18 protein-coding genes are annotated in these 17641 nt (G+C 58.4%); 10 read left to right on the forward strand and 8 right to left on the reverse strand.

Features of this window, described 5'->3' with window-relative positions; all coding sequences use genetic code 11:
- Positions 1-70 precede the first annotated feature (70 nt).
- Entirely contained in the window at positions 71-508 is a 438-nt protein-coding gene (locus tag ACF0H7_RS11000; protein ID WP_397452779.1) for a hypothetical protein, read from the forward strand.
- Positions 509-581: 73 nt separating this feature from the next.
- On the opposite strand, the gene ACF0H7_RS11005 is transcribed toward ACF0H7_RS11000, so the two are convergent.
- Both ACF0H7_RS11005 and ACF0H7_RS11010 read right to left on the reverse strand, forming a co-directional pair.
- The gene (locus ACF0H7_RS11005) at positions 582-2684 is read right to left on the reverse strand and encodes a TonB-dependent siderophore receptor (RefSeq protein ID WP_397452780.1); all 2103 of its coding nucleotides are present in this window, start codon (positions 2682-2684) and stop codon (positions 582-584) included.
- Between the two features lie 163 nt (positions 2685-2847).
- Positions 2848-3807 carry a LysR family transcriptional regulator gene (locus ACF0H7_RS11010; RefSeq protein ID WP_397452781.1) on the reverse strand — a complete coding sequence of 320 codons (960 nt, stop codon included), beginning with the start codon at positions 3805-3807 and terminating at the stop codon, positions 2848-2850.
- 60 nt (positions 3808-3867) lie between these two features.
- Here ACF0H7_RS11010 and ACF0H7_RS11015 point away from each other — a divergent pair, with 60 nt between their 5' ends.
- The gene (locus ACF0H7_RS11015) at positions 3868-4359 is read left to right on the forward strand and encodes a GNAT family N-acetyltransferase (protein ID WP_397452782.1); all 492 of its coding nucleotides are present in this window, start codon (positions 3868-3870) and stop codon (positions 4357-4359) included.
- A 257-nt stretch (positions 4360-4616) separates the two neighbouring features.
- Entirely contained in the window at positions 4617-4859 is a 243-nt protein-coding gene (locus ACF0H7_RS11020; RefSeq protein WP_397452783.1) for a DUF1652 domain-containing protein, read from the forward strand.
- Between the two features lie 30 nt (positions 4860-4889).
- Here the strand turns inward: ACF0H7_RS11020 and ACF0H7_RS11025 are convergent, their stop codons facing one another.
- The 3 genes from ACF0H7_RS11025 to ACF0H7_RS11035 form a co-directional block, all read right to left on the reverse strand.
- A complete protein-coding gene (locus tag ACF0H7_RS11025) occupies positions 4890-6008 on the reverse strand; it encodes a P1 family peptidase (RefSeq protein ID WP_397453878.1) in 1119 nt (372 codons plus the stop codon).
- Between the two features lie 83 nt (positions 6009-6091).
- A complete protein-coding gene (locus ACF0H7_RS11030) occupies positions 6092-7201 on the reverse strand; it encodes a polyamine ABC transporter substrate-binding protein (protein ID WP_397452784.1) in 1110 nt (369 codons plus the stop codon).
- A gap of 66 nt (positions 7202-7267) precedes the next feature.
- Complete coding sequence (locus tag ACF0H7_RS11035; RefSeq protein ID WP_397452785.1) at positions 7268-8098, reverse strand: carbon-nitrogen hydrolase family protein; 831 nt, start codon at positions 8096-8098, stop codon at positions 7268-7270.
- A 133-nt stretch (positions 8099-8231) separates the two neighbouring features.
- On the opposite strand from ACF0H7_RS11035, the gene ACF0H7_RS11040 reads away from it, so the two are divergent.
- From ACF0H7_RS11040 to ACF0H7_RS11065, 6 genes are all read left to right on the forward strand, one after another.
- A complete protein-coding gene (locus ACF0H7_RS11040; RefSeq protein WP_397452786.1) occupies positions 8232-9017 on the forward strand; it encodes a response regulator transcription factor in 786 nt (261 codons plus the stop codon).
- Positions 9018-9103: 86 nt separating this feature from the next.
- A complete protein-coding gene (locus ACF0H7_RS11045; RefSeq protein WP_397452787.1) occupies positions 9104-9865 on the forward strand; it encodes a carbon-nitrogen hydrolase family protein in 762 nt (253 codons plus the stop codon).
- A 514-nt stretch (positions 9866-10379) separates the two neighbouring features.
- The gene (locus tag ACF0H7_RS11050) at positions 10380-11045 is read left to right on the forward strand and encodes a cytochrome b (protein ID WP_397452788.1); all 666 of its coding nucleotides are present in this window, start codon (positions 10380-10382) and stop codon (positions 11043-11045) included.
- A 424-nt stretch (positions 11046-11469) separates the two neighbouring features.
- Positions 11470-13290 (forward strand): DUF1538 domain-containing protein, encoded by a 1821-nt coding sequence (locus ACF0H7_RS11055; RefSeq protein ID WP_397452789.1) that lies wholly within the window; start codon positions 11470-11472, stop codon positions 13288-13290.
- Positions 13287-13649: a P-II family nitrogen regulator gene (locus ACF0H7_RS11060; RefSeq protein ID WP_397452790.1), complete on the forward strand. Its 363-nt coding sequence runs from the start codon at positions 13287-13289 to the stop codon at positions 13647-13649. The genes ACF0H7_RS11055 and ACF0H7_RS11060 overlap by 4 nt, the downstream gene beginning before the upstream one ends.
- Positions 13646-14038 carry a hypothetical protein gene (locus tag ACF0H7_RS11065; protein ID WP_397452791.1) on the forward strand — a complete coding sequence of 131 codons (393 nt, stop codon included), beginning with the start codon at positions 13646-13648 and terminating at the stop codon, positions 14036-14038. Before ACF0H7_RS11060 ends, ACF0H7_RS11065 begins: the two co-directional genes overlap by 4 nt.
- An 80-nt stretch (positions 14039-14118) precedes the next feature.
- Here ACF0H7_RS11065 and ACF0H7_RS11070 read toward each other — a convergent pair whose 3' ends face one another.
- Entirely contained in the window at positions 14119-14454 is a 336-nt protein-coding gene (locus ACF0H7_RS11070) for a hypothetical protein (protein WP_397452792.1), read from the reverse strand.
- 260 nt (positions 14455-14714) lie between these two features.
- Positions 14715-15656: a LysR substrate-binding domain-containing protein gene (locus ACF0H7_RS11075; protein ID WP_397452793.1), complete on the reverse strand. Its 942-nt coding sequence runs from the start codon at positions 15654-15656 to the stop codon at positions 14715-14717.
- 85 nt (positions 15657-15741) lie between these two features.
- On the opposite strand from ACF0H7_RS11075, the gene ACF0H7_RS11080 reads away from it, so the two are divergent.
- Positions 15742-16878 carry an SRPBCC family protein gene (locus ACF0H7_RS11080; RefSeq protein WP_397452794.1) on the forward strand — a complete coding sequence of 379 codons (1137 nt, stop codon included), beginning with the start codon at positions 15742-15744 and terminating at the stop codon, positions 16876-16878.
- A 114-nt stretch (positions 16879-16992) separates the two neighbouring features.
- On the opposite strand, the gene ACF0H7_RS11085 is transcribed toward ACF0H7_RS11080, so the two are convergent.
- Positions 16993-17625 (reverse strand): LysE family translocator, encoded by a 633-nt coding sequence (locus ACF0H7_RS11085; protein ID WP_397452795.1) that lies wholly within the window; start codon positions 17623-17625, stop codon positions 16993-16995.
- Between the last annotated feature and the right edge of the window lie 16 nt (positions 17626-17641).

Here is a 17641-nt window from a genome sequence, read left to right on the forward strand (position 1 = left end):
TGGATTCCCGTGTTGACTCTGGACCTTACCCCAGGCTTTAGCCTCAGGGTCCAAACTGTGAGGGATGAACATGGTCAACGCAAATCACAATCTGCACATCGTCCGCGCCAGCGCCTGGTACGACCTGTTGGCAACCGCCGTATTCATGACGCCCTGGACCGCGACGCTGTGCCTGCAAGGCTTCGCCGTGTTATCCGACGCCTTGGGATTGCAGCGCCCGGTGCCTGCACTGGACGTGACCCCGATGCTGTTCGCCAACCTGCTGGGCAGTGTGGTGGTGGTCTGGTCGCTGTGGCGTCTCAGGCACCCTAGCCGCACGGTGGGCCATTACGATGCGCTGGCCAGAACTTTGTTTGCCGTGTGGCAACTCTACGCGGTCGCCAACGGCGCCAGCTGTTTGATCCTTGGATTCACTCTGCTGGAGGTGGTCTTCGCCGTCTTGCAGAGCTTGCCGGTGACGGGTGAGACCACCTCGGTAAGTACGCCAGGTTTTCAGCCGCAATCTTGAACTGCCCCCTGTTTCCCCGGGTACTTTCGCCGGGGGACTGGGTAGGGGACTGGGTGGGGGCGAAGAGGGCGTATCAGAAGGTCACACTGGCGCTCAGGCGGGCGGTGCGCGGCTCGCCGACGTTGACCTGTAATTGGCCCGAACCCGTGCTGGAGGGGTAGTACTCCTTGTTGAACAGGTTATCGACGTTCAGTTGCAACCGCGTTTTGTAGCCGTCCACCGGTACGTCCCAGCGCAGGAAGGCGTCGGCAACGGTGTAGCTGCTCATGTAGAAGCTGTTGTCGTTGTCGCCGGCGCGGTCCCCGATATAACGGGCACCTGCACCCGCGTGCCAGTCACCCAGTTCGGACGGTATTTGCAGATGGTGGGTTAGATACAGGCTGGCGGTCTGTTTCGGTGCCTGGCTCAGGCGATTGCCTTTGTCGGTCGGGTCTTCAAGGATTTCGGTGTGGTCGTAGGCGTAGGTACCGACCATGTCCCAACGCTCGGCGATGCGGCCGGTCACGTCCAGTTCCACGCCGCGCGAACCCACTTTGCCCGCTGCTTCGCTGACGCTCAGGCCGTTGATCGTCGAGGTGGTGACGACATTCTTTTTGACGATGTCGTACACCGCCAGGTTGAGGTTCAGGCCCGGCGCGAGGTCGTATTTTGCGCCCACTTCGTAGCTGCGACCTTCTTCCGGGTCGAAGGTCTTGCCAGTGTCATCAACCGTGGTATTGGGCACGAACGAACGGCTGTAATTGCCATAGAGCGACAGGTCATCATTGACCTTGAACACCAGCCCGCCCAGAGGCACGAAGGCATCGCCGTTGCTGTCCAGGTTGACCGCGCGGGTGGCGCCCAGGCCTTGGGCGATGTACTGGTCGTAGTGTTGGTAGCGACCACCCAGCACCAAAATCCAGCGGTCGTTCAAGTGCCAGTTGTCCTTGACGTACAGGGAGGCGGAGTTCAACTGGTTGCTCAGGTCGCTGGTGGCCTGGCTGATCACACTGGGTTCGGCCAGGTTGCCATAGGTGGGCGAGTAGATGTTGAAGCCGCCCTTGGCGGTGTTGCGGTAGGTGTCGCCGCGATGGCGGTCGTCGGCTTCCTGGTCGGCGCCGATCAACAGGTCATGCTCCTGACCGAGGATCTGCTGGTTACCGATGAAGTCCCAGCTGGCGTAGCGGGTTTCGTAATCGTAGTGACCGCCGTTGGCCTGACGGGTCAGGACACCGCTGGCCGACAGCGCGGTGGGCTGGGCGATGGCAAGGCTGTAGCGGTCGTCGTTCCAGCCGTAGGTGACACGGGTTTTCCAATCGTCGCTGAGCTGGTATTCGAAGCGGGCGGTGGCAGTCTGGCTGATGCCCTCGGTCTTGGCCCATGTTTCGTCCAGGCGTTTATCGTAGGAAACGTTCGCCGGGTGGCCCTTGACGAACACGGTGCCGCGGTCGAACGGGTCGCTGTAGTCGTTGTTCTCGTAGGCCAGGGTCAGGCTGGCACGGTCGCCGGTCCAGCTCAGGGACGGGGCGACCAGCGTGTGCTGATCGACGCCGTAGTTGCGCCAGTAATCCTCATGCTGACGCTCGGCCACCAGGCGGTAGGCCAGGCCCGTGTCGCCAATCGGGCCCGTGGTGTCGACGCCCAGGGTGCCACCGCCCTCGCTGTAGCCGGAGCCGCTGAGGGTGGTGCTTTGCACGTACTGCGGCTGCTTGCTGACCACGTTGATCAGGCCGCCGGGGTCCATTGCCCCGTACAACAGCGAGGCCGGGCCCTTGAGGACCTCGACGTGGTCGGCGGTGGCGCTGAAGTTGTGCGACAGGATCGAACGCACACCGTCGCGCAGGATCGAGCCATCATCGTTGGTGCCGAAGCCGCGCTTGACCACCGAGTCCTTGGTATTGCCCAAGGTATTGCCTTGACTGGTGCCGCTGATGAACTTGGTGGCGTCATCCAGCGAGCGCACGCTGTAGTCCGAGATCGTCTGGTGGGTGACCACGTTGACGGTCTGCGCTTCTTCCTTGATCGGTACGTCGCTCTTGCTGGCGGTGCTGGCCGTGGTCGCGGTGTAACTGGTGTCGGCATTGACCGCCTCGGCGGCGATGGGCGTGGCTGGAAGGGTGATCTGCTCAGCTGCGTAGAGACTGGATGCGCAGAGCAACGAAACGGATAAAACGGACAACTGAAGGGGAGCCGACATCGAAGGGCGGGTGAGAAGCTGCGCTAGGTTCAAGGGGATGACTCAGTGAATTGTAAATAATAATCATTATATTTATCTTTCAGCTTCTCTGTATATAGCGGGTGAGAGGGGAGTGGCAGGCGTTTTTACCCGCCTTGGGTCGAAAGCGGTCCGTCCGGATACCTCACGATGCGCTCAACGTCGCTAACATTTGCTCACGCACCCATCGGTGCGAGGCGGAGCTTGAATACTGCTTATTGGATAGCAAACCGAGGGTGTAGCGCGGTGTTTCGAAGGGCACGGGATAAATGACCAGTGGGACTGCACTGCTGAATGGCAGTACTGCACGGCGGGGTAAGGTGAAAAGAAAATCTGTGGTGGCGATTATGTAGGGCGCTGCCAGCACGCTGGGTAGCTCCACCGCTACATCCCGATACAAGCCTTGGCGAGCCAGCGTCGTGTCGATCACACTGGCCACATCGCTCCAGGGAAGTGAGGCGATATGTCGTTCGCCAAGGTATTGGTCAAGTGACAGGCTTGTGTCAATTCGTGGATGGCCTTTGCGCACAGCCACAACGTAGTCATCGGTAAAACAGTCGAGCACCTCCAGGCCGTCGAGCTTATTTTCCTGATCATGCCGTGCATCGAGCACGAAGTGCACGCGGCCCTCCCTTAAGTCAGTCAGGCATTCTTGCCGATTCAGATAAAGCACCTTGATCTTGAGTGCGGGCGCCATTTTCTCAAGCCTGGAGATCAAAGGTGTCAGCAGTGCATAGACGGCGTAGTCGGTCGCTGCGAAAACGAATGTTTGCGTACTGGTTGCAGGAGCGAACGGCTCGGGATCGGCCAGCTGATTTGTGAGGATGCGCAGGGCATCTGCGACGCCTTCTGCTATCTGCTCCGCCTGAGCGGTGGGATGCATTGAGTTGCCAGTGCGGATGAAGAGTTCATCGGCAAGTGAATGGCGTATTCGCGAAAGCGCATGGCTGCAGGCAGAAGGGCTGATGGCAAGCTCATCGGCGGCTGCCACGACGCTGCGGTGGCGATAAACCGCATCGAACACCAGCAGGAGATTTAAATCGAGACGGCGGAGGGCGGAGTGCATAGTCTTCATTACAGCCTGAGTAAATTGCAGTACCTGCATTCTGTACTTTCCCTAACATAGAGTCTCCCGTCTCTTTCGAGCCCAAGATCAGGAATATCAATGTCCACCCTCCGCTTTCGTAACGTTACGTTCTCAGACGCTACCCGCTGCTACCAGATCGAGTCCTGTGCCTATGAGGGCGACGAAGCAGCCACCCAAGAGAAAATTGCGACTCGCATTGACCAGTACCCGCAAGGGTTTCTGATCCTGGAGGATGAAGAGGGGGTCATCGGTTTTATCAACAGTGGTTGCGCCCACGATGTAGTGATGTCCGATGAAGCTTTCAAGGAACTTGTGGGGCATTCTGCCGATGCGCCGAACGTCGTGATAATGTCAGTGGTGATAGATCCTGCTCAGCAAGGCAAGGGCTACTCCACACTTTTGATGCGCGAGTTCGTCCAGCGCATGAAGGCACTGGACAAGAAAACTATCCACCTGATGTGCAAGGAGCGCCACGTGGAACTGTATCAGCGAATGGGTTATCGCTACGTTCAGCCCTCACCTTCCGACCACGGTGGAATGGCTTGGCATGAGATGGTCATGGACGTTTAGTGCCTGAGCCAGCCCCCAATGATCCTTACACGAAGCTTGTCCTCCCTTAGGTCAGGATGATGCGCCGCGAAAAACGCTGCGTCCGGAGTGGGTGCAACTGATAAATGACTCGGCTGCCCGGCGAGCTGCTCGGTTTACAACCTCGCTAATGTGAGAAGCAGGTATCACTTTTAGTGAGTATGGGCTGACGCAGAATGCGAAAAGGCCATCTATCCTGAACAGGTTAAATTCGACCAGCCGCCACGGAGGCGTCAGCCATGGTTCCCATTTCAGTCCTTTGTAGCATTGTAGAGTCCGGCTTCCAGCCACTTTCTTGCGACTGCACGGTGAGTTCCAACGGGTTACTGCGCATCAAAGTGTTTGAGCCTGCCACCGGGCGTATTGATCTGTTGGTCAATGGCGTATCGCCGGACGAATTGACTACGATTCGTGCAATCTCCGATCTGGTGGGTGAGTTGCGCGCCGAGATGAGGGCCGGACGCCGGGCGTTTGCCGGCTGACGCACCCTCAAGCCGGCTCAATCAGTTCGCCTACTTCGCTCCCGGCCAGCCGGCCTGACGCAGCGCTTTTAACAGTGTCCCGGCATCCAGCCCCGGCACCGCGTGCCCGTTGCCTTCGGTGGTGTCGGAGGCCAGCAAGGCATTGATGATTGCTTCCTCCACGGCTTCGGTGGCGGCCAGGAACAGTTCGCTGATGTGGTCGTTGTTGACCATGCTCAGGTTGTCGCAAGTCGGCGCACCTTTGCCTTCGTAGGCGGCCGGCGGCACGTGCTTATTACCGGTGGCGAAGGCCACAAAAATGTCCCCGCTGTGGTCTTCGTTACCGCCGCCGGTGCGGGCGAGTCCAAGGCTGGCACGTTGTGCAAGGCGTGTGCACTGGTGCGGCAGCAACGGTGCATCGGTGGCCAGGCAGACGACGATCGAGCCCATGCCCGGATGAGGCAGGGATGCTTTGAGGAATGGCGAGTCGACCTGTTCCATGTAGCGCCCGACGGGGTAACCATCGACACGCAATTCGTGACGGATGCCGTGATTGGCCTGGACAATGGCGCCGACCGTCCAGCCGCCCTGAGCAAGGCTCAGGCGTCGCGAAGCGGTGCCGATTCCGCCCTTGAATTCGTGGCAGATCATGCCGCTGCCGCCACCGACCGCACCTTCGACTACTGGACCGCCCACCGCATTGCGCAGGGCTTGGGCCACATGCTCGGGCTTCACATGGAAGCCGTTGATGTCGCTGAGCAGGCCGTCATAGGTTTCCAACACTACCGGCATGTTCCAGTAGAGACGACCGTCATCCGGTTGCTGCTGACGATCCAGCGCAATCAGCGCATCACGCACCACCCCGAGGCTGTGGGTGTTGGTGAAGGCGATCGGGCTGGTCAAAAGACCCGCCTCGCGAATCCACTCCAGACCCGTGGCGTCGCCATTGCCGTTGAGCACATGCACACCGGCAAAACACGGCTGTTGATTAGTGGAACCGGGGCGTGGCTCGATCAGCGTGACGCCGGTATGGATGTCGCGGCCGCCAGCGGTTCGTCCCCGCACATCGCAGTGGCCGACGCGTACGCCAGGGACATCCGTGATGGCGTTGAAGGGCCCTGGTTGCAGTCGGCCGAACTGAATGCTCAAGTCGCGGGCACGCGGCCTCATCGTCTCTTTCATCGTTTCTTTCTCTTTTTCGATTTGCTTCAGGAAAGGGTGCGGCTGATCGGCCGCGGAGCAGACGTCGACCATCAAGCGCCGGTCTTGACCGTGTTCCACACGCGGGTGCGTACGCGCTCTATTTTCAAGGGCAGCGGTTCCAGCGGGAACAGCGTGTCCATGACTTGCCTGGACGGATACACCCCTGGGTTGTCGCGGATTTTCTGCTCGACCAGCGCTGTGGCATCTTTGTTGGCGTTTGGATAGCTCAGGTAGTTGGATGACTCGGCGATGACCTCGGGGCGCAGCATGTAGTTGATGAAGGCATACCCTTGCTCGGAGTTCGGCGCGTCGTTGAGCTGCACCAGGCTTTCCACCCACACCGGAGCACCTTCGCGTGGAATGCTGTAGACGAGGTTGCGTTTGTTGCCGGCCGCTAAGGAGGCCTTTTGCGCATCGCTAACGCCCCCGGCCCAACCAAGCACAACACAGACGTTGCCGTTGGCCAGGTCAGAGATGAACTTGGAAGAGTCGAAGTAGACGATATGGGGACGCAGTTTCAGCAGGAACTCCTCGGCCTTTTTGTAATCGTCCGGGTTCTTGCTGTTGTAGGGCAGCCCAAGGTAGTGCAGCACGATCGGAATGACCTCGTTAGGCGCGTCCAGCATGGCCACACCGCACTGACTCAGTTTGGCCAGGTTTTCTTCCTTGAAGATCAGGTCCCAAGAGTTGACCGGTGCATCCGGGCCAAGTATCGACTTGACCTTGTCCGCGTCATAACCGATGCCCGTAGTCCCCCACAAGTAAGGTGCCGCGTAGCTGTTTGCGGGATCATTGCTCTGCAACTTGGCGAGAATGTCCGGATCGAGGTGGGACCAGTTGGGCAACTTGCTGCGGTCCAGTTTCTTGAGCACACCCGCTTTGATCAGGTTGGGTAGCAGGTCACCTGAGGCGACCACCACGTCATAACCACTGCGGCCGGCCATCAGCTTGCTTTGCATGACGTCGCTATTGTCGAACACATCGTACACAGCGTTGATGCCTGCTTCTTTCTGGAAGTTTTTTATCGTGTCCGGAGCGATGTAGTCATACCAATTATAAATGTGCACGGTCGGGAGCGCGGGCTCGTCGGCGTGGGCGCCGACCAGGCCGACACTGAGAAGCGAGGCCAACGCGAATTGCATATAACGAGTCGATTTCATCGGGGGTGCTCCAGAGCGTTAGCGGCGGGTCGGTGGACGCGCGCGCTGCTCCTGCTAGTGTGTGAATTATTGTTGTGGCAGGGCGGGGATCAGTAGTTCACGGCGACCATCCGCGTGTTCGATCTGTTCGCCAGTCAGGAACAGGCGCCGGTCATTGAGGTAGTCATAGTCGTGGCGGGCGGTGCGCAGCAGGTCCAGGTCCAGGTCGACAATCTGACGGCACTCTGCGCGCCCTGCTTCGAAGAGCGTGCGCCCGAAAGGATCGATCACCGTACTGCCCCCGGCAAAAACCAGCCCGTCATCGCCGTCGCCGACTCGGTTCACCATCACCGCGAATGCCTGATTTTCCTGGGAGCGAGCGATGATCGCGGTGCGGTGGACCGGACCGTAGGGGTCCATGTTGCCGTTAGTCACCAGGATCAGTTCGGCGCCAAGTTGGCCGAGGGCTCGCGCACTTTCCGGCAACTCGATGTCGTAGCAGATCAGGATGCCGACACGGACTCCCTTCCAGAGCGCAGTGACAAAGCGGTCTCCCGGCTGAAACAGTCCGCGCTCCGATGGCCACAGGTGAGTCTTGCGATAGCTCAGGGCGACCCCTTCCGGGGTGACGAGCAAAGAGGTGTTGTAGTAGGTGCCAGAGTCGTTCTCAGCCATGCCGACCAGCACCGACACGTTGTGTTCGCGTACGGCGCGCTGTACCGCCTGCACACTCGGACCGTCCAGAGGTTCGGCGACTTCGGCAAGCTGTTGCGCGTTGGCGAATCCCATCAACTGGGTTTCCGGAAATACCAACAGATCAGTGTCCACTGCGCAGGTAGCGATGGCTTGCAACGTGCGCTCTAGGTTATAAGCGGTATCGCCATCGCGACCGGAAAGTTGTACGAGTTCAATCTTCATCGGTGATCCTTCGACGTGTAAATGGGCTCGCTATCGCCAAACTGAACAGCACCCGCCAGGGCTGGAAAGAGTATGGAGCGCCATAAAACCGAAAGTAATCACGTCGACGGGGTAACCTCGTATGGGTAGAAAAGTGAACATGACATTGCAGGATATGGCCTGGCACCAGGCGGTTGGCAGGCTGATCGAGGTACTTGACCGGCCAAATTTTTGGCTGGCCCTGGTACGCCTGCTGGGCCGATACATTGCGGTGGACAGCTGGGTGGTGCTGATTTTCAGCAATGGCCGGCCGCAAGTGCTTGCAGAATGTCCTGGCAAGGATGGCGGGCCGGACCCGCTCTTCCAGGATTACCTCAACAGGCTGTACTTGCTCGATCCCTTTTATCTGGCCAACCGAGAAGCGCCTCAGAGCGCTATAGTTTGGCTGGCCGACGTGGCCCCGGAGTGCTTCGAGCAGACCGACTACTACCAGCGTTATTTCCGCCTCAACGTCGTGGCCGACGAGGTCCATATCAACGTCCAGCTCGACGCGGAACGCACCCTCAGCCTATCGCTGGGGAGCGAGGGCCTCTTCAGTCCAGAGCAGATTGCCCTGCTCACCCTGACGCAATCCTGGGTAGCCGGACTGATGCGTCAGCGCATGGCATTCGAGCGAGAGGTACAGGAGCCGACCGCGTCGCCGACGCCAAGCTGGGAGAACTGGCTGGACTCTGCCGATCAGCAGTTGGACACGCCGCTCACCGCCCGCGAACTGGAAGTCGGCCGGCTGATGCTCAGCGGCTGCTCGAACAAGGAGATCGCGCGCAAGCTGACGATTTCCGCCGAGACCGTGAAGGTCCATCGCAAGCACATGTACAGCAAACTCGGCATCAAATCTCAGTCCGAGCTGTTCTCCCTGTTTTTAAAAGCGCAGGGCTGAGGTACAGCCCCCGAGGGCTGGTTGAGGCCATGAAGCCAACGACAATCCATGCTCTAATACCGCAACTTTTCGTGACCTGAAGCTCTATGAAAAATCTCGATATTTGCGCTGCTCAATATTGCTCAGTAGCGGGCGACCTCAACGCCAACATTGATCGCCATGTGCAGTTCATGCGCCATGCCGCCAAGCAGGGTGTCGAGTTTCTGTTGTTCCCGGAGTTGTCCCTGACCGGCTATGAACCGTCGCTCGCGCGTGAGTTAGCGCAAACGCCGGACGTGGCACTTTTGCAACCGCTACGTGAGCTGGCGAAGCAGTCAGGAATGACCACTGTGGTCGGCCTGCCGCTGCGCCAGGTTGGCAGCGACGCGATCTTGATTGGCGCGCTTGTTTTTGCCGCCGATGGTTCGCAGGCCACGTATACCAAGCAGCATCTTCATCCGGGCGAAGAGGCTGTGTTCAGTCCGGGCGATGGTGGTGCGTTGTTGAACATCAAGGCTGAGCACATAGCGCTGTCCGTCTGCGCAGACTTTACCCATGCCAGCCATGCGCAAGCCGCCGCGCACGCTGGCGCCGGTGTGTACGCCACCAGTGTGCTGATCAGCGAAAACGGCTACCCACACGACAGTGGCTTGCTGGAGGACTACGCCCGGGAACATTCGCTGGGGGTATTGATGGCCAATCATGGCGGCCCTTCCGGAGGCTGGGCCTGCGCGGGGCGAAGTGCGTTCTGGGCTCCGGGTGGAAAACGAGTGGTGAGCGCAGCCGGTACGGGCGATTGCCTGGTGATTGCGCGCCGACGACAAGGCGTCTGGCAGGGCCAGGTAGTGGAATGCTCAGCTACGCCGTGAGGCTAGATTGAATCGCCCCAGTGTTTCACTGGAGCATTCGGCCGACTTCGCGCGGCAGACTTTTGCCAGGTGCGACAGGCCTGAGTCGGCCAAAAGGAACCATTCACAGCTACCTACAAACTTAGGGCGATGCAATTGGCAACGTCCTGGGTTTGACCAGTTGCAAAATTTAAATTGTCCATCGCTATGGTTTCGGTATCCAGCGGAATCCTGCCTGAAGGAACAGCAACAATAACCCCTCAGGCTCGGGGTATTTTCACCCATTAACGGGTCCATCCCCACTAGTGGAAGGTCTCCAGCGGCACCACGCCACAACTAAAAACCAGTATTTACGAGACCTACAAACCTTATTGCACTCTTTGTCACACATTTTGCAACACCCTTGATGTGTGAGCTCACCCCACTCATGGAGGGTGAAGGATCGGGGAACAGCAAGTAGCCCCCATGGCCTGACTAGTTGGACCATTGATTCGCACAAAGAGGAATTGCCTACCCTTATCGCGAGGAAACTTCCATGCGCCAGAATAAATACTCAAGTGCGCAAATCGCACTGCACTGGCTATCGGCCTTTGTTATTCTATGGTCGTTATGCGCCGGCACTTACGTGACCCTGTTCGATGTACCGCCAGGGGTAAAGTTGACACTGACCGCCTTGAATATTTCGCTGACAACATTGTTTATACCGTTCTTTCTCATGCGCGCCGTTTTGCGCATTGATTATCTACGTAAACACTCACCCGGGCCGGGTGAGCTCCTGGCCGCATTCGTCCACAACCTGATTTACCTGGTGACCGGCCTGGTCTTGGTAACGGGCGTGCTGATGATGGATCGACCGATCGTAGTTTTCGACTGGCTGACCCTGCCACAACTGCTCACCCGCCCGGACTTGTTGCAGGGTTTCCATACTGCACATCGGAACAGCACCGAACTTCTGGGCTTGCTGGTGGGATTGCATCTGCTGGCGGTGGTCAAGCATGAACTCAGCGGCAATCGGATCTTGCAGCATATGAGCTTTCAAACTTTGCCCTGGGCAGCTCCTCTCGGAATGCACAAGGTCAACCCGACAACAAGATCGAGCCGCACCTCCATGCGATCACCCAAGCACATTCTGGACGCACAACGGGATGATGCACAGGGTGCATCCCGCCGCAGCCAGCAAGCGTCGAGGGCTGGCCGCTGATTGGAGCAGCGCTATACATACTATGTACCTCGATCATCGTCCAAGGCGAGATCGACAACTCCTGTGCTCCAACGATTGAAGCAACATCTGCTCGATGAATTGCTGATTTACCGAAGATTGCGCAGGTAGCGCCCAGGCGTGTGAATCGTCCCTCGTTTCGTAGGCACTCCGACCGTCCGCTAATGGCCCGCTTTCTACCGCTCACAACGGGCTGAAATGTGCCGTGAATTCAACCGGTGGATGCGTCTGGAAAATCGGGTGCGATTCACTAATCAATATCAAGGCTGAACTCAACGCCTTGCCTGCCGGGGGCTAGCTAAGTTGGACGTGGCTTAAAAAACTACTACGCTTCTAGCCAGTATCGCGCCACTACGAGACCGTCTGTTGGTCGTCCGTTGGTAAGTCAACCGGAGCAGATGACCGTATGAAAGACTCCATTCGCTATGCTGACTACCTGCACGTGATCGGCGCGGGTCGCCGCGAGATACCTATGCGGGAGCTGGTATCAGCACCGGTTCGCGATGCCGATGGCCGCTGGCAGGCCGCTCCCCATAAAGCTGTAAAATTGCGCGGGAGCGAGATCGCCGCCATCCTCAAGCCCTACCTCAATGTCCGCTTGATGGAGCAGATTCGCGCCGTGGTGCCACTGGCCCTGTACCTGACGCTGTTCCAGATCATCATCCTGCGTCAGTTGGTGGAGGACTCGCTGCTTGTCACGAGTGGCCTGTTGGCCGTGATTGTCGGGCTGATGCTGTTCATGGAAGGGCTTAAACTCGGTCTGATGCCATTCGGCGAAATTATCGGCAGCAACCTTCCCCGCAAGTCAACCCTGCCCGTGGTGTTGCTGGTTACCCTGCTGTTGGGTATCGGGGTGACCTTCGCTGAACCCGCTATTGGAGCGCTGCGCGCCGCCGGACAGAACGTGTCTGCGGAGCGTGCGCCTTACCTCTGGGCGATACTCAACCAGTGGGCCAGCGAACTGGTTCTTGTTGTGGGTGCCAGCGTCGGTTTGGCCGCTGTAACGGGCACGCTCCGCTTCATTTACGGCTGGAGCCTGAAGCCGTTGATCTATTTATCGCTGGTGCCCGTTCTGCTGCTCACGGTGTATATGGCCAGAGACCCGGAGCTTGCGAAGGTTATTGGTCTGGCCTGGGATGCTGGGGCGGTTACCACCGGGCCGGTCACTGTGCCGCTGGTATTGGCATTGGGCATCGGCATTGCGGCGGCTGCAGGCAAGGGCGGTTCCGGGCTGTCCGGATTCGGTATTGTCACCCTGGCCTCGCTGTTTCCCGTCCTCGGGGTAATGCTGCTGGCCCTGTACGTGTCGGCTATTTCCTCGCCGGCGGAAATCGTCGCTGCGGCGCAGGCCGCTGCCGGGGGCGGACAACAGGCTGCGGCGCAGGCCGCTGCCGGGGGCGGACAACAGGCTGCGGCCTGGTACACGGTCAGCCCCGGAATGGAGATTATTTCTGGGCTGCGGGCCATCGTGCCTTTGGTGATATTCCTGCTGATCGTACTGAAACTGCTGCTACGTCAGAGCCTGCCGCGGCGCGGCGAGATATTCCTCGGCATCGCTCTGACCGTGGTGGGTATGTGTGTGTTCAATCTCGGGCTGACCTACGGTCTGTCGAAACTGGGAGGGAGTGCGGGTTCGCTGATTCCGGCGGCCTTCATGCAGGTTCCCGGCGCGGACAACTCGCCGCTCTATAGGTATCAGGTGGGGCTGATACTGGCGTTGGCCTTCGCCTGGGTGCTTGGGTACGGGGCAACCGTCGCCGAGCCCGCGCTGAATGCGCTCGGCGTCACTGCAGAGACCCTGACTAATGGCTTTATCCGCAAACGCAGCCTCATACGTGCAGTGTCGATAGGCGTCGCCAGCGGTATTGCGGTCGGTGTGGCCAAGCTGGTGTTTGACCTGCCACTGGTGTGGCTGGTGGTGCCCCCCTATCTATTCGCTGCGGTACTGACGGTTTTTTCGACCGAAGAGTTTGTCAATGTGGCCTGGGATAGCGCGGGTGTAACCACGGGGCCAATCACCGTGCCGCTCGTTCTGGCCATGGGGCTGGGACTGGGTAATGCCACCAACGCCGTTGAGGGTTTCGGAATTCTTTGCATGGCATCCGTCGGCCCTGTCATCAGTGTCATGCTCCTCGGACAATGGGCCCGTATCCAGTTGTGGAGACAGGCAAAGGCCGCCACGGAACAGCTTGCAAATCAATTATTGGGCACGGGAGAAGCGGGATGAAGGCTGAAGGGATTACCTACCTTACCGACGTTGCACTGATCACCTGCATTGTCGCCGTCGGGCGCGCAGACCTGGTGATCAGTGCGGCCCAGGGCATGGGCGCGCCAGGCGCCATTGTCTACCACGCCCACGGGTTTGGCCCCCGTGAACGTCTTGGCCTGCTCAGTATCGCCATCGATGCGGAGAAAGAGGTGGTCAGCCTGCTGGTAGCTGCCGACTACCAGGACGCGGTACTCGAGGCCATCTATCGCGCGGCCAAACTGGATGTTCCCGGTGCCGGCATGATCTATGCGACACCAGTCGAAAAAGTGGCCACCTATATCCCCCACGAAATGCTGGAACAAGGGAAAGCCTCGTGAGCGCGGCGGGTGCGGCCATACCGGGCGGGGCTGCAAAACTCATCACCTGCGTGTTGCCCGACGATGGTACGGACCGTCGCCTGCTGCAGCTGCTGCGTGAGGCGCATGGAATTACGCGCGCGGACAGCGTTCACTGCCGCGGTGTGGCCGCACTGCAGGCCGCCAAAGCAACCCGCAACAAGGTGCCAGAAGCATCCCTCTCCCGGGTTGTCAGCGTGGTGGTGGAAGAAGCCCAGGCCGACGCGGTGTTCGACTTCATCTGTGCTCAGGCCGGGCTGACCGAGCCGGGCAGTGGTCCGGTGTACATGGTTGGGTTAAATTTTGCGACGCCGCTGGAGATGCCTACGGGGGTGCCGGATGAGCCCGGCTCGACGGTGGAGGGCGTTTAGCAAGAATGGGACCATTATGTTCAATCGGGATGAATCGCCTCTGCTTCATAGCGGTCACGAAAAGCCCGGTTAGTGGGCGGCTATGTAAAGCTCATTGCCCAGGTAATATACCCGGCCACCCCAGTAGTAAAGGTCAGTGCTATCAAGAAGAGAATGTCGACGACCTTTTCCAGATTATGGTTACGGCGAAGCCCTCGGGTTCTCAATGCCCAGTAGGACAATAGCGTCGTGATCAAATATAAGATGGCGTTAACGGCAACAAAATCGTCGCCTAGAGTACCTTCATGCCTTAGGGTGGTAATCACCTGAAAGATGCCGATGACCGTAATGCATACGCCGACCATTGTTGCTGACGTGATGAATATATGAACACAAACATCTTCATCCAGGTCGGCGCTGTCTTTTTTCCTGGTCATGACGATCCCCTCCACTGACTGTTCATTGACTGAGGTGAATGCGCGATGAGTCATTCACTATGGCGATCGACCGAGACGCAGGCGCACAGCACGAGACCTGACAGCGTAATCGTCAACCAGGATGCAGCGGTTTTCATGGCCGACCTCCATCGTCCAGAAGAAGGAGAGCATTGCAAACGAACTAACTTACGTTAGACGAGAAAGACGAGCACTGGCTTCACATTCATCGACGCTTGGCAGGGAACGTGGGCCTAAAGCAATCATTGAGGCGTGTCTTTAAACCCCGGGTGATTCAAGGGGTCGTTGAAAAAAGCCGCGATCTGGTCTTTTAGCCACCGCAGGCCTACCGCCAAGTCTTGCTGCTTATGCCAAATAAGACTCACTCGAACAGCGGGCATCTCCAACGGCAGGGGGAAAACCTGCAGCGAGTATTGCCGGGTGAAATGCTCCGCAAGTCCTCGTGGCACGGTTCCGAGCATATCCGACTGGGCGACAATCGCCGGAATCGCCAAATACTGCGGCACGTACAGCTGCACTTTTCGGCGCACCTTGGCAGAACCCAATACGATTTCTAATGGCGAGCCACGGCTCGCGCGCGGCAGGACCGAAACGTGATGACAGTCCTCGTAGAGCGAAAGCGTGAGTCCATCGTTACAGGCCGGGTGACCCGAGCGCGCGATGACGACGAGGTCCTCTTCGAGTAACGACTGATAGCGCAGCTCTTCGTCGGCGAAGTGCAAATAATCGATGGCCAAATCCAACTCGCCAGTCTTCAGGCGCTTCACCAGCGTATCCGCATCATCAAGCTGCACTGACACGACCAGGCGCGGTGCCTGCGCTTGTAGGTGTGAAAGCAGCCCAGGAAGAAACACTGCCTGCGCGTAGTCATTCATCGATATTCGAAACACCAGATCGGCCTCGAGGTCGATGCCCTCCTGAGGCCCCAGACCGGTACGAAGCAGGTGCAGAGCCTGACGCACAGGTCCATACAGCACCTGCGCTTGCGGGGTTGGCACCATGCCGCGAGCGGTCCGCTGAAAAAGCGGCTCCTCTAGTTGTTGTCGCAAACGCGCCAAGGCATTACTGACGGTGGACTGGCTTAAATGCAAGCGTAAGGCCGCTCGAGACAGATTCTGCTCCTGCATCAGCGCATCGAACACCAATAGCAAATTCAGGTCCAGCTGGCGCAAATTCGTTATCATCAATAAAGCTCTTCGCTAATATCCATTATCAGAATAGTCGCTCGCTGCCTATCATCGGTCAACTCCTCGACTGAAGGGCGGGCTCATGAAATTCGATACGACTAACTTTCGCATGCGTTATCGGGCAGGGACACATCCCCTTTATAACGCCTGGTTGCATGCCGGCTTCGTCCTGGTATTCGGCATGCTTGCGATTGCTTTTTTTTGGAGTCACGCCGAACACGTTCGGCCCTGGGAATGGTTGGCCATACCGGTGGCTTTAGTTATCCAGAATTGGGGTGAGTACATGGTGCACAAGCATCTGGGCCACCATAAACGGCGCTTTAGCGCGCTGTTTTACAAGCGTCATACCGGGGACCACCACAGTTTTTTTGCCTATGGGCAGATGAGCTATGAGCGCAAGCAAGACTGGCGAGTCATTTTATTCCCCGCGTGGCTGATCGTTCTCGTTACGCTGGGTGTGCTTGCCGGTTGGTGGGTGCTGAGCGCACTTAACGGCAACATTGCAGCCTTGTTCAGTGGCTCGCTGCTGGTGGGATATCTCAGTTATGAAATCCTGCATGCCTTCGAACACTTGCCCGACCAGCATCCGATATCGCGATTACCGTGGGTACGTCAAATGCGTCGATTGCATCAGTTGCACCATGCTCGCGATTTGATGCACAGGTATAACTTCAATATCGTTTTCCCGCTGTGGGATTGGGTGTATGGCACGCTCTATTGGCAGACGGAAGAGCATCGCGAAAACCCCACGAACAGGGTCTCGATGCAACACCATATAGATATCCAACGTGCACCGGAACACGTGCTGCGCTACGTCAGTACGCCGACGCGCTGGCACGAATGGCACCCTTATCCTGTAGCTATAAAGGGGGCGACCGGGGTGCTACCGATGGGTAGCCAATTTGAATATACCAGTGCTCGTGCCGACTATTTGAGCTGGGAGATCATTGACTATGTGCCAGGACAACGCTGGCAGGCGAGGGCGCGGGGCAAGTACGGTCTGACGATGGTGGTGACCTATCAATGCCTGGAAACGGCAACGGGCACACGTTTTATTCGCACCCTGGAATATCAATTCTCGAACTGGATCGGACGTGTGGCTGATCGCTTGATTCTGCGAAAGCGGCTTGAACGAGACGCCGTCGAGTTACTCAGCAAACTTGGCACCGTAGCGGAGCAGGTTATTCCGGCACCAGCCGAAGAAAATGCTTCGCACTAACGCACAAAGAACAACAGCTTTGCTGCTGTGCAGTCGGGCGCAACCCGTGCCGAAAGTCACGCGTCCGACCCGCTGTGGACCCTCCGGGCTTCCATCCCAATGACAATGACCCGATTACCGAGACAACATCCGCTGCACCCCAAGCGCGACAAGCACGCCGCCAGCCACGCCATTCACTCTCCGCTCTATACGCCAGTAATAGGCTTGCAACCTCGACGTGCCAAAGACCAGCGTTATCCCCACATGCCAGGCCAGGGACAGCATGGCGACCAAAAGCACCGTGACAACGTAGAACCACAAGGGCGCCTCGGCCGGGAACACCGCCGCAAACGCACTGGTCCAGAATGCGGCGCCTTTGGGGTTGGTCATTCCCGTCAGCAGCCCTGTGCGGTAGGCGGCAAATCGACTGCCGCTCTTTTGTTGAAGCTGAACCTTCAACCCGCGAGCCGGGGAGGGGGCAAGCGCCGACCACAACAAGCGTGCGCCGTACCAAACCAGATAGCCTGCTCCCAACGTACGCACCACAGACGCTAACCAGGGGTGTTGCGACAGCAGGGTCGCCAACCCGGCCATAGAGACCAGCACCCAGAAAATAGAGCCGGTGGTAAGCCCGAACACCACATACCGTGCGTCCCGGTGTCGTCCGTCCAATGCCATCTGGCTCAGGATAAAGAAATTGGGTCCGGGGCTGGCGAGGACGGCCAGGTAAACACCGGTTATCAATAGAAGTGAGTAGGTGTAAGTCATGTCGGGAGGCGCCGTT

The sequence above is a fragment of the Pseudomonas sp. NA-150 genome (genome assembly GCF_044336365.1).
Classification (GTDB): Bacteria; Pseudomonadota; Gammaproteobacteria; order Pseudomonadales; family Pseudomonadaceae; genus Aquipseudomonas.